Origin of the sequence: Nocardia cyriacigeorgica (assembly GCF_010858045.1) — a bacterium.
GTDB classification, from domain to species: Bacteria; Actinomycetota; Actinomycetes; order Mycobacteriales; family Mycobacteriaceae; genus Nocardia; species Nocardia cyriacigeorgica_E.
Genome location: NZ_JAAGVC010000013.1, coordinates 83,182 through 100,543 on the forward strand (window position 1 = coordinate 83,182; position 17,362 = coordinate 100,543).

The 17,362-nt window shown below is 68.2% G+C and carries 16 protein-coding genes and 2 tRNA genes; 10 read left to right on the top strand and 8 right to left on the bottom strand.

The features are described from left to right. Positions 1-6 precede the first annotated feature (6 nt). A complete protein-coding gene (locus tag GV790_RS14650; RefSeq protein WP_309138998.1) occupies positions 7-642 on the bottom strand; it encodes a TetR/AcrR family transcriptional regulator in 636 nt (211 codons plus the stop codon). A gap of 106 nt (positions 643-748) precedes the next feature. Here GV790_RS14650 and GV790_RS14655 point away from each other — a divergent pair, with 106 nt between their 5' ends. The 6 genes from GV790_RS14655 (at position 749) to GV790_RS14680 (ending at position 6,706) form a co-directional block, all read left to right on the top strand. Next, complete coding sequence (locus tag GV790_RS14655) at positions 749-1,150, top strand: Dabb family protein (RefSeq protein WP_163813906.1); 402 nt, start codon at positions 749-751, stop codon at positions 1,148-1,150. A 122-nt stretch (positions 1,151-1,272) separates the two neighbouring features. Beyond that, positions 1,273-2,775 (top strand): CoA-acylating methylmalonate-semialdehyde dehydrogenase, encoded by a 1,503-nt coding sequence (locus tag GV790_RS14660; protein ID WP_163813907.1) that lies wholly within the window; start codon positions 1,273-1,275, stop codon positions 2,773-2,775. A gap of 4 nt (positions 2,776-2,779) precedes the next feature. Then, positions 2,780-3,937 (top strand): acyl-CoA dehydrogenase family protein, encoded by a 1,158-nt coding sequence (locus tag GV790_RS14665; RefSeq protein ID WP_163813909.1) that lies wholly within the window; start codon positions 2,780-2,782, stop codon positions 3,935-3,937. After that, complete coding sequence (locus tag GV790_RS14670; protein WP_163813910.1) at positions 3,934-5,025, top strand: enoyl-CoA hydratase/isomerase family protein; 1,092 nt, start codon at positions 3,934-3,936, stop codon at positions 5,023-5,025. Before GV790_RS14665 ends, GV790_RS14670 begins: the two co-directional genes overlap by 4 nt. Further along, entirely contained in the window at positions 5,022-5,933 is a 912-nt protein-coding gene (mmsB, locus tag GV790_RS14675; protein ID WP_163813912.1) for a 3-hydroxyisobutyrate dehydrogenase, read from the top strand. Before GV790_RS14670 ends, mmsB begins: the two co-directional genes overlap by 4 nt. After that, positions 5,930-6,706 carry an enoyl-CoA hydratase gene (locus tag GV790_RS14680; RefSeq protein WP_163813914.1) on the top strand — a complete coding sequence of 259 codons (777 nt, stop codon included), beginning with the start codon at positions 5,930-5,932 and terminating at the stop codon, positions 6,704-6,706. The genes mmsB and GV790_RS14680 overlap by 4 nt, the downstream gene beginning before the upstream one ends. Positions 6,707-6,721: 15 nt before the next feature. On the opposite strand, the gene GV790_RS14685 is transcribed toward GV790_RS14680, so the two are convergent. After that, positions 6,722-7,783 (bottom strand): Hsp70 family protein, encoded by a 1,062-nt coding sequence (locus tag GV790_RS14685; protein ID WP_175585899.1) that lies wholly within the window; start codon positions 7,781-7,783, stop codon positions 6,722-6,724. Between the two features lie 169 nt (positions 7,784-7,952). Continuing rightward, positions 7,953-8,501: a MarR family winged helix-turn-helix transcriptional regulator gene (locus tag GV790_RS14690; RefSeq protein WP_175585900.1), complete on the bottom strand. Its 549-nt coding sequence runs from the start codon at positions 8,499-8,501 to the stop codon at positions 7,953-7,955. 118 nt (positions 8,502-8,619) lie between these two features. Between GV790_RS14690 and GV790_RS14695 the strand changes: the two genes are divergently transcribed. Continuing rightward, a tRNA-Cys gene (locus GV790_RS14695) sits at positions 8,620-8,694 on the top strand. Positions 8,695-8,760: 66 nt separating this feature from the next. Here the strand turns inward: GV790_RS14695 and GV790_RS14700 are convergent. Further along, a complete protein-coding gene (locus GV790_RS14700) occupies positions 8,761-10,182 on the bottom strand; it encodes a metallophosphoesterase (protein ID WP_163813917.1) in 1,422 nt (473 codons plus the stop codon). A 10-nt stretch (positions 10,183-10,192) separates the two neighbouring features. After that, the gene (locus tag GV790_RS14705; RefSeq protein WP_163813918.1) at positions 10,193-10,846 is read right to left on the bottom strand and encodes an Rv0361 family membrane protein; all 654 of its coding nucleotides are present in this window, start codon (positions 10,844-10,846) and stop codon (positions 10,193-10,195) included. Positions 10,847-11,230: 384 nt separating this feature from the next. Here GV790_RS14705 and GV790_RS14710 point away from each other — a divergent pair, with 384 nt between their 5' ends. After that, positions 11,231-12,082 (top strand): hypothetical protein, encoded by an 852-nt coding sequence (locus tag GV790_RS14710; protein ID WP_218586418.1) that lies wholly within the window; start codon positions 11,231-11,233, stop codon positions 12,080-12,082. A gap of 86 nt (positions 12,083-12,168) precedes the next feature. On the opposite strand, the gene GV790_RS14715 is transcribed toward GV790_RS14710, so the two are convergent. The 3 genes from GV790_RS14715 to GV790_RS14725 all read right to left on the bottom strand — a co-directional run bounded on the left by GV790_RS14715 (position 12,169) and on the right by GV790_RS14725 (position 14,113). Beyond that, a tRNA-Arg gene (locus GV790_RS14715) sits at positions 12,169-12,241 on the bottom strand. Between the two features lie 87 nt (positions 12,242-12,328). Beyond that, entirely contained in the window at positions 12,329-13,165 is an 837-nt protein-coding gene (locus GV790_RS14720) for a DUF305 domain-containing protein (RefSeq protein ID WP_163813920.1), read from the bottom strand. After that, positions 13,166-14,113: a DUF3105 domain-containing protein gene (locus GV790_RS14725; RefSeq protein WP_163813921.1), complete on the bottom strand. Its 948-nt coding sequence runs from the start codon at positions 14,111-14,113 to the stop codon at positions 13,166-13,168. It lies immediately after the preceding gene. Positions 14,114-14,228: 115 nt separating this feature from the next. Between GV790_RS14725 and argS the strand changes: the two genes are divergently transcribed. Together argS and lysA are read left to right on the top strand one after the other, a co-directional pair. Continuing rightward, positions 14,229-15,890 (top strand): arginine--tRNA ligase, encoded by a 1,662-nt coding sequence (gene argS, locus GV790_RS14730; RefSeq protein WP_163813922.1) that lies wholly within the window; start codon positions 14,229-14,231, stop codon positions 15,888-15,890. A gap of 46 nt (positions 15,891-15,936) precedes the next feature. Further along, complete coding sequence (lysA, locus tag GV790_RS14735) at positions 15,937-17,352, top strand: diaminopimelate decarboxylase (RefSeq protein WP_163813923.1); 1,416 nt, start codon at positions 15,937-15,939, stop codon at positions 17,350-17,352. The last annotated feature ends 10 nt before the right edge of the window (positions 17,353-17,362 follow it).

The following is a 17,362-nucleotide window of genomic DNA, read 5'->3' on the forward strand; positions in this document are numbered from 1 at the left end:
CAGCGGCTAGGAAGCCTCGGGTGCGTACGCCCGGAGGAAGGTCTCGACCGCCGCGTTCGCGATATCGCGGAGAGTCGCCTCCGGGACCTCACGGGTGCCGAGCCTGCTGTGCCGTTCGAGCGGCCCGGTGAGCAGGGCCAGTAGTTGCTCGGCCGCGCGTTCCGGATCGGCATGGCGCAGCCGCCCGTCGAGCATGTAGCGAGCCAGCCGGTCGGACAGCGCCTCGGCCAGCCGCTGCGGCACCCGCTCCAGGACCTCGGCGGCCAGCTCGGGGAAGGTGACCAGCTGTGCGTAGGTCAGCCGATGTAATGCCGTGGCTCGGGCGCCGGCGCACACCGTTGCCAGGCGATAGGCGGCCTCCCCGAGCGCGGCGCGCGGATCGGGACTCGAGCCGCGCAGTGGTTCCAGCGCGGCCGAACACTGCGCCGCGACCGAATCGGCCGCCGCGCGCATCGCCTCCCGGAGCAGGGTCGGCTTATCGGTGAGGTGGTTGTACACGGTCGGCTTGGCCACCCCGGCCTCATCCGCGATCTCCTGGACGCACGCCTGGTCATAGCCGCGGCGTGCGAAGACCTCGAATGCCACATCGAGGATCGCCTGCCGTTTGTCGATGCGTCCCCGGCCGGTCGTCGGTGAAGTCACGGGGGGAGCTTATCGGGAACGAACAGATTTTGAACTTGCGGGTTCATTCTTCTGACTGTACTAGTAGGTACGGCATTTTGAACCAGCAAGTTCAACTGGAGGCTTGATGATCGTGCACGTACTACGTTTCGGTTTCCGCGAGGAGGTCACCGAGCAGCAGAAGGAGCTGGTCTTGGCGACAATGCGCCGCACCGCCGCGGTGGAATCGGTCGAATTCGCCTGCGTCGGACAGGATCTCGGCGATCCCGCGTCGGGATACACACACTCGTACTGCGTGGGTATCGCGGACCTGGCCGCGCTGGAGCGCTACATGCACGATCCGGTGCACCTGGCCGGGGATCCGGTGATCATCCCGTATCTGGCCAAGGTGGCGATCGGCCCGGATATCTCCGATGACCCAGATCCGGAGCTCGGTGCCCGGATCATGGCGCTGCATCAGCGCAAGGTGCGGATGTATCCGGAGTGGGATCGGCTCATGTCGACGATTCCCGAGGTGCTCATCGCCTGAGTCTGGTGTGACGAAGTGGGTGGGTGTAGCATTTTGCTTGGACGTCCAACTATTGGACGACCGTAAACCTGCGCATGCGCCGCATGTTGCCACTGTTCAACCACCCTGAGGACAGGATTCGCATGGTTCGTGAACTCACCCACTTCATCGGCGGACAGCAGGTCCCCGGCACCTCCGGCCGCTTCGGTGACGTGTTCGATCCCAATGTCGGGCAGGTGCAGGCCAGGGTTCCGCTGGCCAGTACCTCCGAGGTGCAGGCGGCCATCGCGAACGCCGCCGCCGCGCAGCCGGAATGGGCCGCGTTCAACCCGCAGAAGCGGGCGCGGGTCCTGATGAAATTCCTGACCCTGGTCCAGGACGAGATGGACAGCCTGGCCGCGCTGCTGTCGAGCGAGCACGGCAAGACCCTCGCCGACGCCAAGGGCGATATCCAGCGTGGCCTCGAGGTGATCGAATTCGCGACCGGCATCCCGCACCTGCTCAAGGGCGAATACACCGAGAGCGCGGGCACCGGCATCGACGTCTACTCGATGCGTCAGCCGCTCGGCGTGGTCGCGGGCATCACCCCGTTCAACTTCCCGGCCATGATCCCGCTGTGGAAGGCCGGACCGGCCCTGGCCTGCGGTAACGCCTTCGTGCTCAAGCCCTCCGAGCGCGATCCCTCGGTGCCGCTGCGACTGGCCGAGCTGTTCCTCGAGGCCGGGCTGCCCGCCGGGGTGTTCAACGTCGTCAACGGCGACAAGGAGGCCGTCGACGCGATCCTGCACGATCCGCGCATCCAGGCGGTGGGCTTCGTCGGTTCCACTCCGATCGCTCAGTACATCTACGAGACCGCCACCGCCAACGGCAAGCGCGCCCAGTGCTTCGGCGGTGCGAAGAACCACGCCATCGTGATGCCCGACGCCGACCTCGACGACGTCGCCGATCAGCTCATCGGCGCGGGTTACGGCTCGGCGGGCGAGCGCTGCATGGCCATCTCGGTGGCCGTGCCCGTCGGTGAGGAGACCGCCGACCGGCTGGTCGCCAAGCTCACCGAGCGGGTGCACAAGCTCAATGTCGGCCGTTCCGACGATCCGGGCGTCGACTTCGGCCCGCTGGTCGGCGCCGACGGCCTGGACCGGGTGAAAAATTACATCCAGATCGGCATCGACGAAGGCGCCGAACTGGTCGTCGACGGTCGCGGCCTGACCGTCGACGGCGCCGAGGACGGCTACTTCGTCGGCGCGACCCTGTTCGACAAGGTCACCCCCGAGATGCGGATCTACACCGAGGAGATCTTCGGGCCGGTGCTCAGCGTGGTGCGCGCGCACGATTACGAAGAAGGCCTGCGCCTGGCCAGCGAGCACGAGTTCGGCAACGGTGTCGCGATCTTCACCCGCGACGGCGATACCGCGCGTGATTTCGCCGCCCGTGTCCAGGTGGGCATGGTCGGCATCAATGTGCCGATCCCGGTGCCCATCGCCTACCACACCTTCGGCGGCTGGAAGCGCTCCGGTTTCGGCGATCTGAACCAGCACGGCCCGGATTCGATCCGCTTCTACACCAAGACCAAGACCGTCACCCAGCGCTGGCCGAAGGGTCTGAAGGAGAACGCGGACCACTTCGTCATCCCCACGATGGACTGATGCGATGTTCACACTGAACGACGACGAACGCGCCATCCGCGAGACCGCACGCGATTTCGCCGACGAGTTCCTCGCCCCGCACGCACTCGAATGGGATGAGCACATGCACTTCCCGATCGAGGTGCTGCGCAAATCCGGATCGGTCGGCCTCGGCGGCATCTATGTCGCCGAGGACGTGGGCGGATCCGCGCTGCGCAGGCTGGACGCGGTGCGCATCTTCGAGGAGCTGGCCACCGGCTGCCCGGCGGTCGCCGCCTATATCTCGATCCACAATATGGCGGCGTGGATGATCGACGCCTACGGTGACGACGCCCAGCGTTTCCGCTGGCTGCCGGGCATGACGTCGATGGAGATCCTCGGCAGCTACGCCCTCACCGAACCTGGCGTCGGCTCGGACGCGGCGGCGTTGACCACCAAGGCGGTCCGCGACGGCGACGATTACATCCTCAACGGCGCCAAACAGTTCATCTCCGGCGCGGGTGCCAATGACGTCTACGTGATGATGGTGCGCACCGGAGACGAAGGCGCACGCGGCATTTCGGCGCTGATCGTGCCCGCCGACACGCCCGGCCTCACCGTCGGCCCGAACGAGAAGAAGATGGGCTGGAAGGCGCAGCCGACCAGGCAGGTGATCCTCACCGACGCCCGCGTCCCGGTCGCCAATCGGCTCGGCGCCGAGGGTGACGGCTTCCGCATCGCCATGAACGGGCTCAACGGCGGCAGACTCAATATCGCGGCTTGCTCGATCGGCGGCGCGCAGGCGGCACTGGACAAGACCGTGCCGTACCTGGCGCAGCGGCAGGCGTTCGGGGCGCCGCTGTTGAAGAATCAGGCCTTGCAGTTCGACCTGGCCGATATGCGCACGCAGCTGGAGGCCGCGCGCACCCTGCTGTGGCGGGCCGCCGACGCCCTCGACGCCGATGCCGACGACAAGGTCGAGTTGTGCGCGATGGCCAAGCGTTTCGCCACCGATGCCGGGTTCGAGGTCGCCAACAAGGCCCTGCAACTGCACGGCGGCTACGGTTACCTCGCCGAGTACGGTCTGGAGAAAATCGTCCGGGATCTGCGCGTGCATCAGATCCTCGAGGGCACCAACGAGATCATGCGGGTGGTCGTCGCCAGGTCGATGACCTCGGCCGCCCGTGGGGCAGGAGCAGCATGAGTGAACCCGAAGTCCTGATCGAGACCCGTGACGGGCTCGGCGTCATCACCCTGAACCGGCCAAAGGCCATCAACGCGCTCAACCACGCGATGGTGCTCACCGTCACCGAGGCGCTGCGGGCCTGGGCCGAAGACCCGCAGGTGCGGACCGTGGTGCTCACCGGCGCCGGCGAGCGCGGTTTGTGCGCGGGCGGCGATATCGTCGCCATCCACAACGATGCCAAGAGCGCACAGCAGGATTCGGCGTCCCAGGCCACCGGCGCCGAATCGGCGTCCGGCCGGTTCTGGCGTGACGAGTACATCCTCAACGCGCTGATCGGCCGGTATCCGAAGCCGTACGTCGCGGTGATGGACGGCATCGTGATGGGTGGCGGCGTCGGGTTGTCCGGCCATGCCGGGCACCGCATCGTCACCGAGCGGTCCATGATCGGGATGCCCGAGGTGGGGATCGGGTTCGTTCCCGATGTGGGCGGTACCTATCTGCTGGCAAGGACTCCGGGCGAGCTCGGCACCCATGTCGCGCTCACCACCGCCCGGATGCGCGCCGGTGACGCCATCGCCGCCGGTTTCGCCGACTATTACATCCCGTCCGAGCACATCCCGGCGCTGCTGGACACGCTGCGCACCGAGACCGCCGATATCGCCATCGCCAAATTCGCCACGGCCGCACCGGAATCGGAGCTACTGGCCCAGCGTTCCTGGATCGACGCCTGCTACAGCGCCGACACGGTCGAGGAAATCGTCGAGCGGTTGCGCGCCAACGGGCCCGAGGCGGAAGCGGCGGCCACCGAACTGCTGTCGAAATCGCCTGTCTCGCTGAAGGTCACGCTGCGCTCGCTGCGTTCGGCCCGGCGCGCGGATTCGCTGGAGGCGGTGCTGAACGAGGAGTATCGCGTCTCGATCGCCACGCTCGGTTCCCACGACCTGGTCGAGGGCATCCGCGCGCAGGTGATCGACAAGGACCGCAACCCGCAATGGTCTCCGTCCACCCTGGACGCGGTGTCCGACGAGCAGGTCGCGGCCTATTTCACCGAATTGGGTGGCCATGAACTGGGTTTGACCGCCCCGAGCCCGGAGGGACAGCAGTGAACGAGCCTGCCCGCAAGACCATCGGTTTCCTCGGCCTCGGCCATATGGGTGCGCCGATGGCCGCCAATCTGGTGCGCGCCGGATACGACGTGCACGCCTTCGACCCGATGCCCGCCGCCCAGGAGGCCGCCCGCGAGGCCGGGATCCGGCTGGTCGAATCCGGCGTCGCCGCCGCCGTCGACCGCGACATCGTGATCACCATGCTGACCAACGGCAAACTGGTCCGCGACGTCTACGGCGAACTGGTGCCGGCCGCGCGGCCCGGCGCGCTGTTCATCGATTGTTCGACCATCGACGTCGCCGACGCCAAGGCGGCCGCCGAGATGGCGATCGCCGCAGGTCATCGCGCACTGGACGCGCCAGTGTCGGGTGGGGTCGCCGGTGCTGCCGCAGGCACGCTGACCTTCATGGTCGGCGGCGCGGAGGCCGATTTCGCCGAGGCGCTTCCGGTGCTGGAGGTCATGGGCGCCAAGGTCGTGCACTGCGGCCCGAACGGCGTGGGCCAGGTCGCCAAGATCTGCAACAACATGCTGCTCGGTATCTCGATGATCGGCCTGTCCGAGGCGCTGGTGCTGGGGGAGAAGCTGGGGCTGAGCCATCAATCGTTCTTCGATGTGGTGTCCAAGGCCTCCGGCCAGAGCTGGGCGCTGACCAACTACTGCCCGGTCCCCGGTCCGGTGCCGACCAGCCCGGCCAATAACGATTACGAGCCCGGTTTCGCCACCGCGCTGATGAACAAGGACCTCGGCCTGGCCGCGAATGCGCTGCGTAACAACGGTGTCGATGGTCAGCTCGGCCTGCTGGCGGCGCAGATCTACGAGCGGTTCAACCAGTCGGCTGCTGGTAAAGACTTCTCCGCTATCGTCACCGACATCCGTAACCGCAGCGAGCAAGAGGGTGCACAGTGAACGAATTCGAGACCATTCTGCTGGAGCGCAAGGGCCGGGTCGGCCTGATCACGCTGAACCGGCCGAAGGCGCTGAACGCGCTGAACGCGCAGGTCCTCGATGACGTTATCGCCGCACTCGACGAACTGGAGCATGACGACGAGATCGGCGCCGTCGTCATCACCGGCTCCGAGAAGGCCTTCGCCGCGGGCGCCGACATCAAGGAAATGCAGCCCAAGTCGTACATGGACATGTTCATGAACGACTACTTCGCCCGCTGGGACCGGCTCGCGCAGTTCCGCAAGCCGACCATCGCCGCCGTCGCCGGGTACGCGCTCGGCGGTGGCTGTGAGCTGGCGATGATCTGCGATCTGCTGATCGCCGCCGATACCGCCAAGTTCGGTCAGCCCGAGATCAAGCTCGGCGTCATCCCCGGTATCGGCGGTTCGCAGCGGCTGACCCGCGCCATCGGCAAGGCCAAGGCCATGGACCTGGTGCTCACCGGCCGCAATATGGACGTCGAGGAGGCCGAACGCGCCGGGCTCGTCTCCCGGATCGTGCCTGCCGCCGAACTGCTCGACACCGCGCTGGAGGTGGCCGACACCATCGCCTCCATGTCGCTGCCGGTCGCGATGATCGCCAAGGAAGCGGTGAACCGGTCCTTCGAGACCACCCTGTCCGAGGGGCTGCGATTCGAGCGCCGGGTCTTCCACTCGCTGTTCGCCATCGAGGATCAGAAGGAAGGCATGGCGGCCTTCGTGGAGAAGCGGCAGGCGAAGTTCACCAACCGCTGATCGGCGCGGGCTCGGTCAGCGCTCGGAGCCGGACGGAATTCCGGCGATCTCCATCGGTGTCGGCGCGGTACCCCCCTCGGGGTGCCGCCCCGATTCGCCGTTGACGGTGAGCAGTCCCGCGATGGTGGCGCCGAGCCCCGCGGTCACCGCGAGGGCCGCGACGAGCTTGCGGCGCCCGACCGGACCGCCACCGGCAAGGCTCGCCGACAGCCCGCGGTGGCGCAGGCGCGGCATCTTGATCTCGGCCGCGCGCCGTTCGGCCGCGAGCAGCACCGCCCCGCGCGCCGAGACGTATTCGGGCTCGGGATCGTAGACGATCGGCATCCCGACCAGCCGTTCCAGTTCGGCCCGGAGGGTCGGGTTGCGGGTACAACCACCCAGCAGCACCATCGCGTCCGCGCGCACCCCCGTCTCCTCCGCGAGCTGGCGGACGAACGAGGCCGAATGATGGATGCCTGCCGCGCACAGTTCGGCGAGATCGCTGCGGGTGACCACCGCACGCTCGTCGGTGCCGGGGTTCATCGCGGTCACCACCCGCGCACTGCTGAGCGCTTCGCGATGTTTGCGGATGGTCGGTTTGTCGGTCAGCACGCCGCCGCGGGCCAGCTGCCAGCGCAGCAGGGCGTCGTAGCCGTCACCGCCGAGCACCGTGCTGCGGCGCGAGGCCAGCACGGCGTCGGTGCGGCAGTCGATATGGGTGATGGTGAGCCCGGAACTGCCCAGGTCGTAGAGGATGACGGTGTCGGCATCGGGCAGCGCCCCGGTGAAGCGCAGGTAGCGCAGCTGGGCCAGCGGCTCGTCGACGATGGTGAGCTCGTGCCCACCGGCTGCGGCCCTGATGCTGTCGGCGTGCAGCGAGCAACGACAGGTCACCGCGATGCGGGTGATCAGTTCGTCGCGCCGCGCGGCGGCGACCCGCATCCTGCGGATCGCCTCGAACACTGCCTCTTCGATCCCCGCCCCGGCACGCCGTGGAACCTGGCATCGGTCGATGGGATCCAGATGGGGTTGGTCGGAGTGGGTGAGCACAGCGCGCGCACCACAGGCACCCGCCGACACCCCGAGGACCAGCACCATGCGCTCCATGGTGGACCACCGGCGCAGCGTTGCCAAGACGAACGGGCGCGAAATTCGCTACTTGGATGCCGGAACGTTACCCAGCGGAAGTCTCGGAGGAGTAATGGACGGTACGGTTTTCGCCGTTTGTGCTACTTGGGCGTTTCGCACGGTTTGTCGTTGTGCTGGTTCACGAATCGGTGGCGCTCCAGCGGGCCGGTTCCTCACCGGTGTCGAAGTCGCCCGCGGTGTGCCGGAATTCCGCCAGGATCTGCAGCAGTGTGCGCAGCCGGTCGGGCTCGAGTCCCGGGTGCGCGAAGACTTCGGCGTTGAGACGTTCAGTGGCCTTGGCAACCACTTCCCTTCCCGGATCCGTGATTTCGATGAGCGTGGCGCGCCGATCGCTCGGATGCGGTACCCGCACCACCAATCCGGCCGCTTCCAGGCGGTCGACGGTATTGGTGACGCTGGTCGGATGCACCTGCAACCTGGCGCTGGCCTTGGCCATCGGTAGTGCCCCGGTCTTGCTGAAACTCAGCAGCATGAGCAGTTCGTAGCGGGAGAAGGTCAGCCCGGTGGGCTTCAACGCCTCGTCCACCCGTGACATCACGATCTGCTGGGCCCGCACCAGCGAGGTCACCGCCGCCATCCCGTCGGCCACCGCGCCCCAGCCGTGGCCCACCCATTGCCGGTGGGCCTCCTGGATCGGGTCGAGCGGTAGCGGACGTGACCTGGACATGGATCCGATCATTCCATGTGTCCACCGCCGGGCCGTCGCGCCGCGACCCGTGCCTTGCGATCACGGTGATCGCAACCCTGGGCGTCTGGCGGCGGACCCGGCAGTATGCAGAGGCGAGGCGGGCGTGGCTGAGTGGTTCAGGCAACGGTCTGCAAAGCCGTTCACGCGGGTTCGATTCCCGCCGCTCGCTCCACGCATGGGTGCGCCGCCGCGGTGCCTCGCCCGGTTCCGTCACTGCCGGGCGAGGTGCCGGGTGGTCTCAGTGCAGGCCCGAGAAATCCCGTGGCACAACATGATTACGGTCGGCGAACGTGCCGAGGGTGTAATCGGGGAACAGGCCGAAGTACTCACCGCGGGTCAGTGTGCTCCAGCGGCGCGCCTGCTCGGTGCGGGTCTTGTAGAAATTCAGCATGTACCCGCCCTCGTAGATCCGCAGCAGACTGTAGCCGCCCGGATATTCCTTCACCGCCGCCACCTCGAGGAATTCGACGGCGCAGGCCGTGTCGGGGCGGGTGCGCCGGTTGCGGTGGGTATGACCGCTGTGGTGCAGGAATACCCCGGGTGCGCGCTCGTACAGGGCCTGCAGTTGGGCACTGTCGTGGCGGTTGAGCACGAACCCGGGGCCCGCGGTGTTGGTCAGGCCGGATTCGACGGTGACCGGATGATGCCCGAAGACCAGGGTGGGACGCTCGGGCTCCGCGCGCAGGAGCTCACGGAGCCGCGCCAGCTGCGGCGCCTCGATCGTGCCGCCCGCGCCGTCCAGCTCGCTGGTGTCGAGGCCGATCAGCCGTAACCCGCCGAGATCATGCTCCACCGGCTGCTGACGCGCCCCGAATTCCGCTGCCCAGCAATCGGAATGAGAATCGTTTCCGGGGACTGCGGGGCAGCCGCGGTATTCGGCGCCGGTGTGCGGGCGGTCGTGGTTGCCGCGCACGGCCAGATAGTCGGTGCCTGCCGCACCCCAGTCGTCGAGCCGGGCGCGCACGCCACGGGTCTCGGCCGGAGTGGCCTCGCTGGTGAGATCACCGGCCAGGAGCAGGATCCCGGCGTCGCGATCCGGGCGGCACAGGTCGTCGAGCAAGGCCGCGAGCATCACCTCCGGGTACGGCGGCAGCCCCGGTTCCTGGCGGAAACCGGGTGGCAGCTCCCCGGTGACGAGTCCGCTGACCTCCTCGCCGAAATGCACGTCATTGGCCAGCGCTACCGTGCGCAGCAGCCGGCCAGGGGGCGGGACCAGCGTGGTGAACTCGCCGAGCAGTTCGGGGCTGCCGGGCAGACGCGTGGTGAGCGATACCGCGGGCGCGGCCCGCACCCCATGGGACCAGGCTTCGAAACGGTAGCGCCGACCCGGCTCCAGTCCATCGAACTGCGCGTAGTGGAAGGGGGTTCGCGCATCCGAGGCCCAGACCTGGATCGGCGCACGCGAACTGTCCGCGGGAACCAGCCGGACTTCGCCGTCGGTGGGCACCGGCAGCAAGCGTCCGCCGGCATCCGGTGCACGTGTGGTCCAGGTGAGCACGGCCGACCGATCGGTGACGGTGACGAGCTCCAGATCGCCCGCGACGATCGGATTCGACTGGGCCAGAACCGAACCCGGCCGCACTACGCCCATAGCGGGCAGCAGCGCGGCCAGGCCGATGGCGCCGAGGAAGCTCCGGCGCGAGGGTCCGCAGCAGGTCACCGGCGGCGGATCAGTTGTTGTCGTCGGAGTCCGAGCAGATCTTCCACTTGCCGTCTTCCTTGGCAAGCGTCTCGTCCGAGGTGTTCTCCGGGTCGGTGCTGTCCTCACCGGGCATGGAAATGCTGAACGTGCCGGTGACCTTCGCGGTGGCCTTGTCGCCGGTGATCACCACGTTGTCGACCTTGTCGATCTCGATCGAGAAGGACGCCTTGTCCATCATGTCCTTCTCGCTCTGCGAGGCCTTGTCGAACTCGGCCCGGTCGGCCGCGCACGACAGCTCGGCCGCGGCGATGATGCCCTCGTTCTCCATGGTGTCGTAGAACTCGCGGATCGAGTTCTCGATCTGCTTCTCGTCCGAGGCCAGCGGCGTCTTGCCCTGCATGGTGAGCACGATGCCGGTGGTGATGCCGCCCACCACCACGAGTGCGAGCACCACGAGGCCGACGATCAGGCCGGTCTTCTTCTTGGGCGGCTGCTGCGGCGGGTACCCGCCGGGCTGCGGGAACCCGCCCTGCGGCGGATACTGGCCCGGCTGCGGCCCGTACTGCGGCTGCTGCCCGTACGGCGGCGGCTGCTGCCCGTACGGCTGCTGACCATACGGCGGCTGCTGCCCGTACGGGGGCTGCTGCCCGTGCGGCGGCTGTCCTGCTGGTGGGTACGTCATGTGGGTTCGTCCTCCCTATCCCCGGGGTGTGCGTGGAACATTACGACACCCGGTGCCCGCTGTCCGCGTCCGGCTCGATGACCGCAGGCACGCCACAGGGCGAGCGTCACCAGCACTGGGAAACGTGGATCCCGGTCCGGTGTCAGGCTGTTCGGGCGCCTGCGCCGGTGCCGGGCGTGCACGCCGGGAAAGCTGGAGGTAGTCATGGTCGGACGCGGAATTCACTTGTGCGGCAGCGTGCCGATGGATGGCCCCGAAGCCGTGTTCCGCCAGGTGTCCGCTCGCCTCGGTAGGCGAGTTGCCCGGATACCCGACGGTGAAACCGGCATTCGCGACAACTGGGTCGTCTGGCAGCTGGCCTGCCTTCAGGCTCATCCTGATCTGATGACGGTGCCGCCGCCGAGCCCGGAGTACGGGCCGAGCGAGCGGGTGCGACCGCGGCCTGGTGTCGATCCGCTCTCGATCGACCTCGGCCCGCTCGGCTACGCCGAGGCCGCGGTGGAATCGTGGAAGGTCTTCGAACGGTTGCGCGCCGACGGGGTGATCGACGGCGGTATCCGGTTCCAGGTGAGCTTGCCCTCGCCGATCGCGGTGATCGGTGCTTTCACGGCCGGTCCGCAGGCGGAATTGGAGCGGCGCTACGAGGCCGCGCTGCTCGCTGAGCTGGAGATGATCGTGGCCGAGGTCCCGGCGCGCGATCTGGCGATCCAGTGGGATGCCGCGGTCGAGTTCGCTCTCTTCGAAGGGGTGTTCCCGTCCTGGTTCGGGTCCGGCTACGACCAGTTGCTGGCGGGCGTCACCGAGCGGCTGGTCCGGTTGGGCGCCGCCGTTCCCGAGGGCGTGGAGCTCGGATATCACCTGTGCTACGGCGATTTCGGCCATCGCCATTTCGTCGAACCCGCCGACACGTCGACGCTGGTGGCGGTCGCCAACGGCATCGCATCGGCTGCGAACCGGCCGGTGGAGTGGATTCATCTGCCGGTGCCGCGCGATCGTGCCGACGCCGCGTACTTCGCGCCGCTGGCCGATCTCCGCCTCGCACCCAGCACCACGCTGTACCTCGGTGTGGTGCACGCCGGTGACGGGTTCGCCGGCGGACGGCGGCGGATCGAGGCGGCCGCGGCCGTCGTCCCCGATTTCGGTATCGCCACCGAATGCGGTTTCGGTAGGCGCCCGGCCGAGCAGATCCCGCAGTTGTTGGATCTGCACGCTCGACTGGCGGATTCGCTGGGGTGACCCATCTGGGGCGGGGATCGGCCACCTGAGAGCCTGAACGAGAAAGACCCCGACCGGCGAAACGCTGGTCGGGGTCTTTCGTGCTGTGCCCTCGGCAGGAATCGAACCTGCGGCCTTCTGCTCCGGAGGCAGACGCTCTATCCCCTGAGCTACGAGGGCGGGGATCGGGCCGGTCGGGGCCGGGAGGGCCGTCCGATCGGGCGGCCCAAAGCGTATCGCATCCGTCGGCCGTGTGCCAAAAGCGGCTCAGTTCAGCGGCAGGGGAGCGGCGCCGCGGGCGGTGAGCATGCCGGTCATCAGCTGGGATTCGCCCTGCTGGGTCTGGTCCATGTTGCTCGCCAGGGTCCGCACCGCCGCTGTCTCGGCGTAGGTGGCGGCGTACTGGATCATCGGCAGCCCGCCCTGGTGGTGGCGCAGCATCAGTTGCAGGAACAGCACATCCAGCTCGGTGCCTTCGGCCCGGCGCAGCGCCGACAGCTCCTCGGGGCTCGCCATTCCCGGCATCTCGCGCATCGGTCCCTCGGTGGCGTGCGGCGAGGTCTGGCCGGTGCCCGTGTGGTCGTGGCCGCCGGCGTGCTCGGTCATCCAGCCCATGTAGCCGTCGACCGCGCGGGCGGGTTCGCCCCACAGTTGCAACCAGCCCTGCATCCGGCCGACCTGGTTCTGCTGGGTGGTGAGGATGTCGTAGGCCAGCCGCCGCACATCCTGATCGCCGGACCGGATCAGCGCCACCCCCGCCATCTCCACCGCTTGGGCGTGATGAGCCGACATGTCCTGGCTGAACCCGACGTCGACGGCGCTGGGGGAGGGCCCGGAATCACGGTCCAGCGGCTGACGGGCCAGCACCCCGATGGCGAAGCCGAGCACCATCGCCCCGATGACGCCGATCACCAGCAGGGCCGTGCGCTGGCGCCGGACCTGCCCGGCGAAGCCGGAGTCGTCCTCTGCCGATTCCTCGTCGTTACCGGTCTCGGGAACATCACCTCGGGCGGCGACATCGGAGTCGGCCGCGCTGTCGGTATCCGTACCGGAAGCCCGGGCCGCGGTCTCCTCGGAGTCCTTCGGCAGCTCCGTCGATCCCATCTACTGGCCCGCGCCCGGCTGGGCGCCCTGCGGAGCCTGCGGAACGGGCGCACCACCCGGCACCGGCGCACCGCCGGGCATACCGGGCAGACCACCCGGCAGACCGGGGATGCCGGGAACGCCGGGGACACCGGGCACCCCGCCCGGCATGCCGCCCAGTTCGGTCGGATCTGGCGTGATGCCGCCACCGTCCATCGGCACCGCGTCGGGGCCGGGGGGAGTGGGGTCGAACGGCGGCGGGTTCTCGGTGTCGAAGACGATTGTCGAGCAGTCCGCGCCGACCTCGGGGTAGGCATAGGAGTTCAGCCGCAGCGCGGTGATGAACTGGCCGACGCGCTTGTCGTCGGCGCTGTCGAGCTTGAGCTGATGCCCCCACGATTGCAGTGCGACGGCCGAATCCTGGCCGGGGTAGGGCGACATCATCGTGTACTGCTCGCCCTTGACCTTGCTCGCCAGCGTCTCGATCCCCGCGGCGTCGACCTTGTCCGGGTTGTAGGTGATCCACACCGCGCCGTGCTCGAGCGAGTGCACGGCGTTCTCCACCCGGATCGGCTTGTCGTAGACGATGCCGGTGCAGGTGGCCCAGGAACTGTCGTGCGGGCCGCCGAAGGGCGGGCTCTGGTCGTAGGCCACCCGCTGATTCGGCTGGATGTGCAGGCCGGCCGGGTATTCCTTCTTCACCACGCCGTCGATGGCGAGCGATGGGTCCTGGTTGTCCTCGCTGGGGGTGAACTTCTCCAGTTCCGCCGCTTCCTGGTACTTCGGTACCAGGTTGTAGGCCAGGGCGCCGATCAGCGCGATGATCACGGCGGCGGCCCCGATGGCCAGCCAGGGAATCTGGCGCTGACGTGTACCTTTACCCTTGCCGCTGCCCTTTTTCCGGCCGGGCGCCGCCTTTCCCGCGGCCTTCACGGCCTTGGCCGACGTGGCGCTGGTCTTGCTCGGCATCGCTGATCGTGCTCTTTCGACGTGGTGGACGGTCGTGTGCGCGGTGCCCGCGTGAGGACGAACACCTGGTGCCCACTCGTGGTGCACACCTGCCCAGACCATAGGATAGAGACTCGTGACTCCAGCTGACCTTGCAGATCTCCTTCACGCGACCGCGGCGAAGGTGCTTGTCGAACGTGGACTGGACCCGGCGGTCCTGCCCGACGAGGTCACCGTGGAGCGTCCCCGTAATCCGGAACACGGCGACTATGCCACGAATCTGGCCATGCGTGTCGCCAAGAAGGCCGGTACCAATCCGCGTGAGCTGGCCACCTGGCTGGCCGAAGCGCTGGACGCCACCGACGCCGTCGCCGCGGCCGAGGTCGCCGGCCCCGGATTCCTGAACATCCGCCTGGCCGCTTCCGCGCAGGGCGCGATTCTCGAGCAGGTCCGCACGGCAGGCGCGGCCTACGGCACCGCCGACACCCTCGCCGGCACCAAGATCAACCTCGAGTTCGTCTCCGCCAACCCCACCGGTCCCGTGCACCTCGGCGGCACCCGCTGGGCCGCCGTCGGTGACGCGCTCGGCCGCATTCTCGCCGCCCAGGGCGCCGAGGTGGTGCGCGAGTACTACTTCAACGATCACGGCGCGCAGATCGACCGCTTCGCCGAATCGCTGGTCGCGGCCGCCACCGGCGCTCCGACCCCGGAGAAGGGTTACGCGGGCGCCTACATCAGGGAGATCGCGGACAAGATCGTCGCCGAGCATCCCGGTGTGCTCGATATCGAGCCCGAACTGCGCCTGGAGCGGTTCCGCGCCGAGGGCGTGGAGCTGATGTTCGCCCACATCAAGAAGACGCTGCACGATTTCGGCACCGACTTCGACGTGTACTTCAACGAGAGCTCGCTGTTCGCCTCCGGTGCGGTCGAGGAGGCGGTGAACACCCTCAAGAACTCCGGCGACCTGTACGAAAAGGATGGCGCCTGGTGGATCGCCAGCTCCGAATATGGCGACGATCAGGACCGCGTCGTCATCAAGAGCGACGGCAATGCCGCCTACATCGCCGGTGACATCGCCTATTTCCAGAACAAGCGGGCCCGCGGCTTCGACCTGTGCATCTACATGCTCGGTGCCGACCACCACGGCTACATCGGCCGGTTGAAGGCCGCCGCCGCCGCGTTCGGCGACGATCCGGCCACCGTCGAGGTGCTCATCGGTCAGATGGTGAACCTGCTGCGCGACGGCGTCGCGGTGCGGATGAGTAAGCGTGCCGGCACCGTCGTCACCCTCGACGACCTGGTCGAGGCCATCGGCGTGGACGCCGCACGCTATTCGCTGGTGCGCAGCTCGGTGAATTCGAGCCTGGACATCGACCTGGATCTGTGGACCAAACAGGACAGCGTCAACCCGGTCTACTACGTGCAGTACGCGCACGCCCGCGCCGCTTCCATCGGCCGCAATGCCGCCGAATTCCCCGAGTACGGCACCGTCGAGCCCGATTTCTCGCTGCTCACCGCCGACGAGGAGGGCGCGCTCATCCGCACCATCGGCGAATTCCCGCGGGTGGTCGCCAGCGCCGCGAGCCTGCGCGAGCCGCATCGCATCGCCCGCTACCTGGAGGAACTGGCCGGGGCCTATCACCCGTTCCAGACCAACAAGTCCCTGCGCGTGCTGCCGCTGGGCGACGAACCGGTCTCGCCGACCAACGTCGCCCGCCTCGCGCTGGTGAACGCCACCAAGCAGGTGCTGGCCAACGGCCTGGCCCTGCTCGGCGTCTCCGCACCGGAGCGCATGTGAGCACCCTGCACCAGGCATCGAACGCACCGGCAACGGAGGAGAACTAGTGAGCGCCCATCCTGCCGGACCCCGGCACGCCGAAATCCCGCACGCCCCCAACCTGCCGCAGCGCCCGGCCGACCCGAAGCAGCTCATCGAGCTGCCCGCGCACGTGTGGCCGCGCAACGCCACCCGCGGCGAGGACGGCGTGGTCCGGCTGGCCGGCATCCCGGTCACCGAACTGGCCGCCGAATTCGGCACGCCGCTGTTCGTCATCGACGAGGACGATTTCCGTTCCCGCTGCCGCGATATGGTGCGCGCGTTCGGCCCCAACGCCAAGGTGCACTACGCCTCCAAGGCGTTCCTGTGCGGTGAGGTCGCGCGCTGGATCCGCGACGAGGGCCTGTCGCTGGACGTGTGTTCCGGCGGTGAGCTCGCCGTCGCGCTCAACGGCGGCTTCCCCGCCGAGCGAATCGCCCTGCACGGCAATAACAAATCCGTCGCCGAGCTGGAGGCCGCGGTCGCGGCCGGAGTCGGGCATGTGGTGGTCGACTCGCTGATCGAGATCGAACGGCTCGAGGCCGTCGCCGGGCGCGCCGGTGTGGTGCAGGACGTGCTGGTGCGCGTCACCGTCGGCGTGGAAGCCCATACCCACGAATACATTTCGACCGCGCACGAGGACCAGAAGTTCGGCTTCTCCATCGCGGGCGGCGACGCCATGCAGGCGCTGGCCCGGGTCTTCGAGGCCGACAATCTGCGTCTGGTCGGTCTGCACAGCCATATCGGCTCGCAGATCTTCGAGATCGACGGTTTCGAGATCGCCGCGCGCCGCATGCTCGGACTGCTGCGCGACGCGGTCGACACATTCGGCGCCGAGCGCACCGCGCAGATCGCGATCCTGGATCTCGGTGGCGGGCTTGGTATTTCGTATCTCGAGGCGGACGATCCGCCGCCGCTGGACGAGTTCGCCGCCAACCTCCGCAAGCTCGTCGCCCAGGAGGCCGAGCGCGCCGGGCTGCCGGAGCCGGTCATCGCGGTGGAGCCGGGACGTGCCATCGCAGGCCCCGGCACCGTCACCCTGTACGAGGTCGGCACCATCAAGGACGTCTCGCTCGACGGCGGCCTGCGGCGGCGCTACGTCAGCGTGGACGGCGGGATGAGCGACAACATCCGCCCCGCGCTGTACCAGGCCGACTACGACTGCCGCCTGGTCTCGCGCGCCTCCGATGCCGAGCCGGTGGTCGCTCGCGTCGTCGGAAAGCATTGTGAGAGTGGGGATATCGTCATCAGGGACACCTGGATGCAGGCCGATGCCGGTCCGGGTGATCTGGTCGCGGTGGCCGCGACCGGTGCGTACTGCTACTCGATGTCGAGCCGGTACAACATGCTGACCCGGCCCGCGGTGGTCGCCGTCCGCGACGGACAGGCACGACTGCTGCTGCGCCGCGAGACCGTCGCGGACCTGATCGGACTCGAGGTCTGATGTACGACGT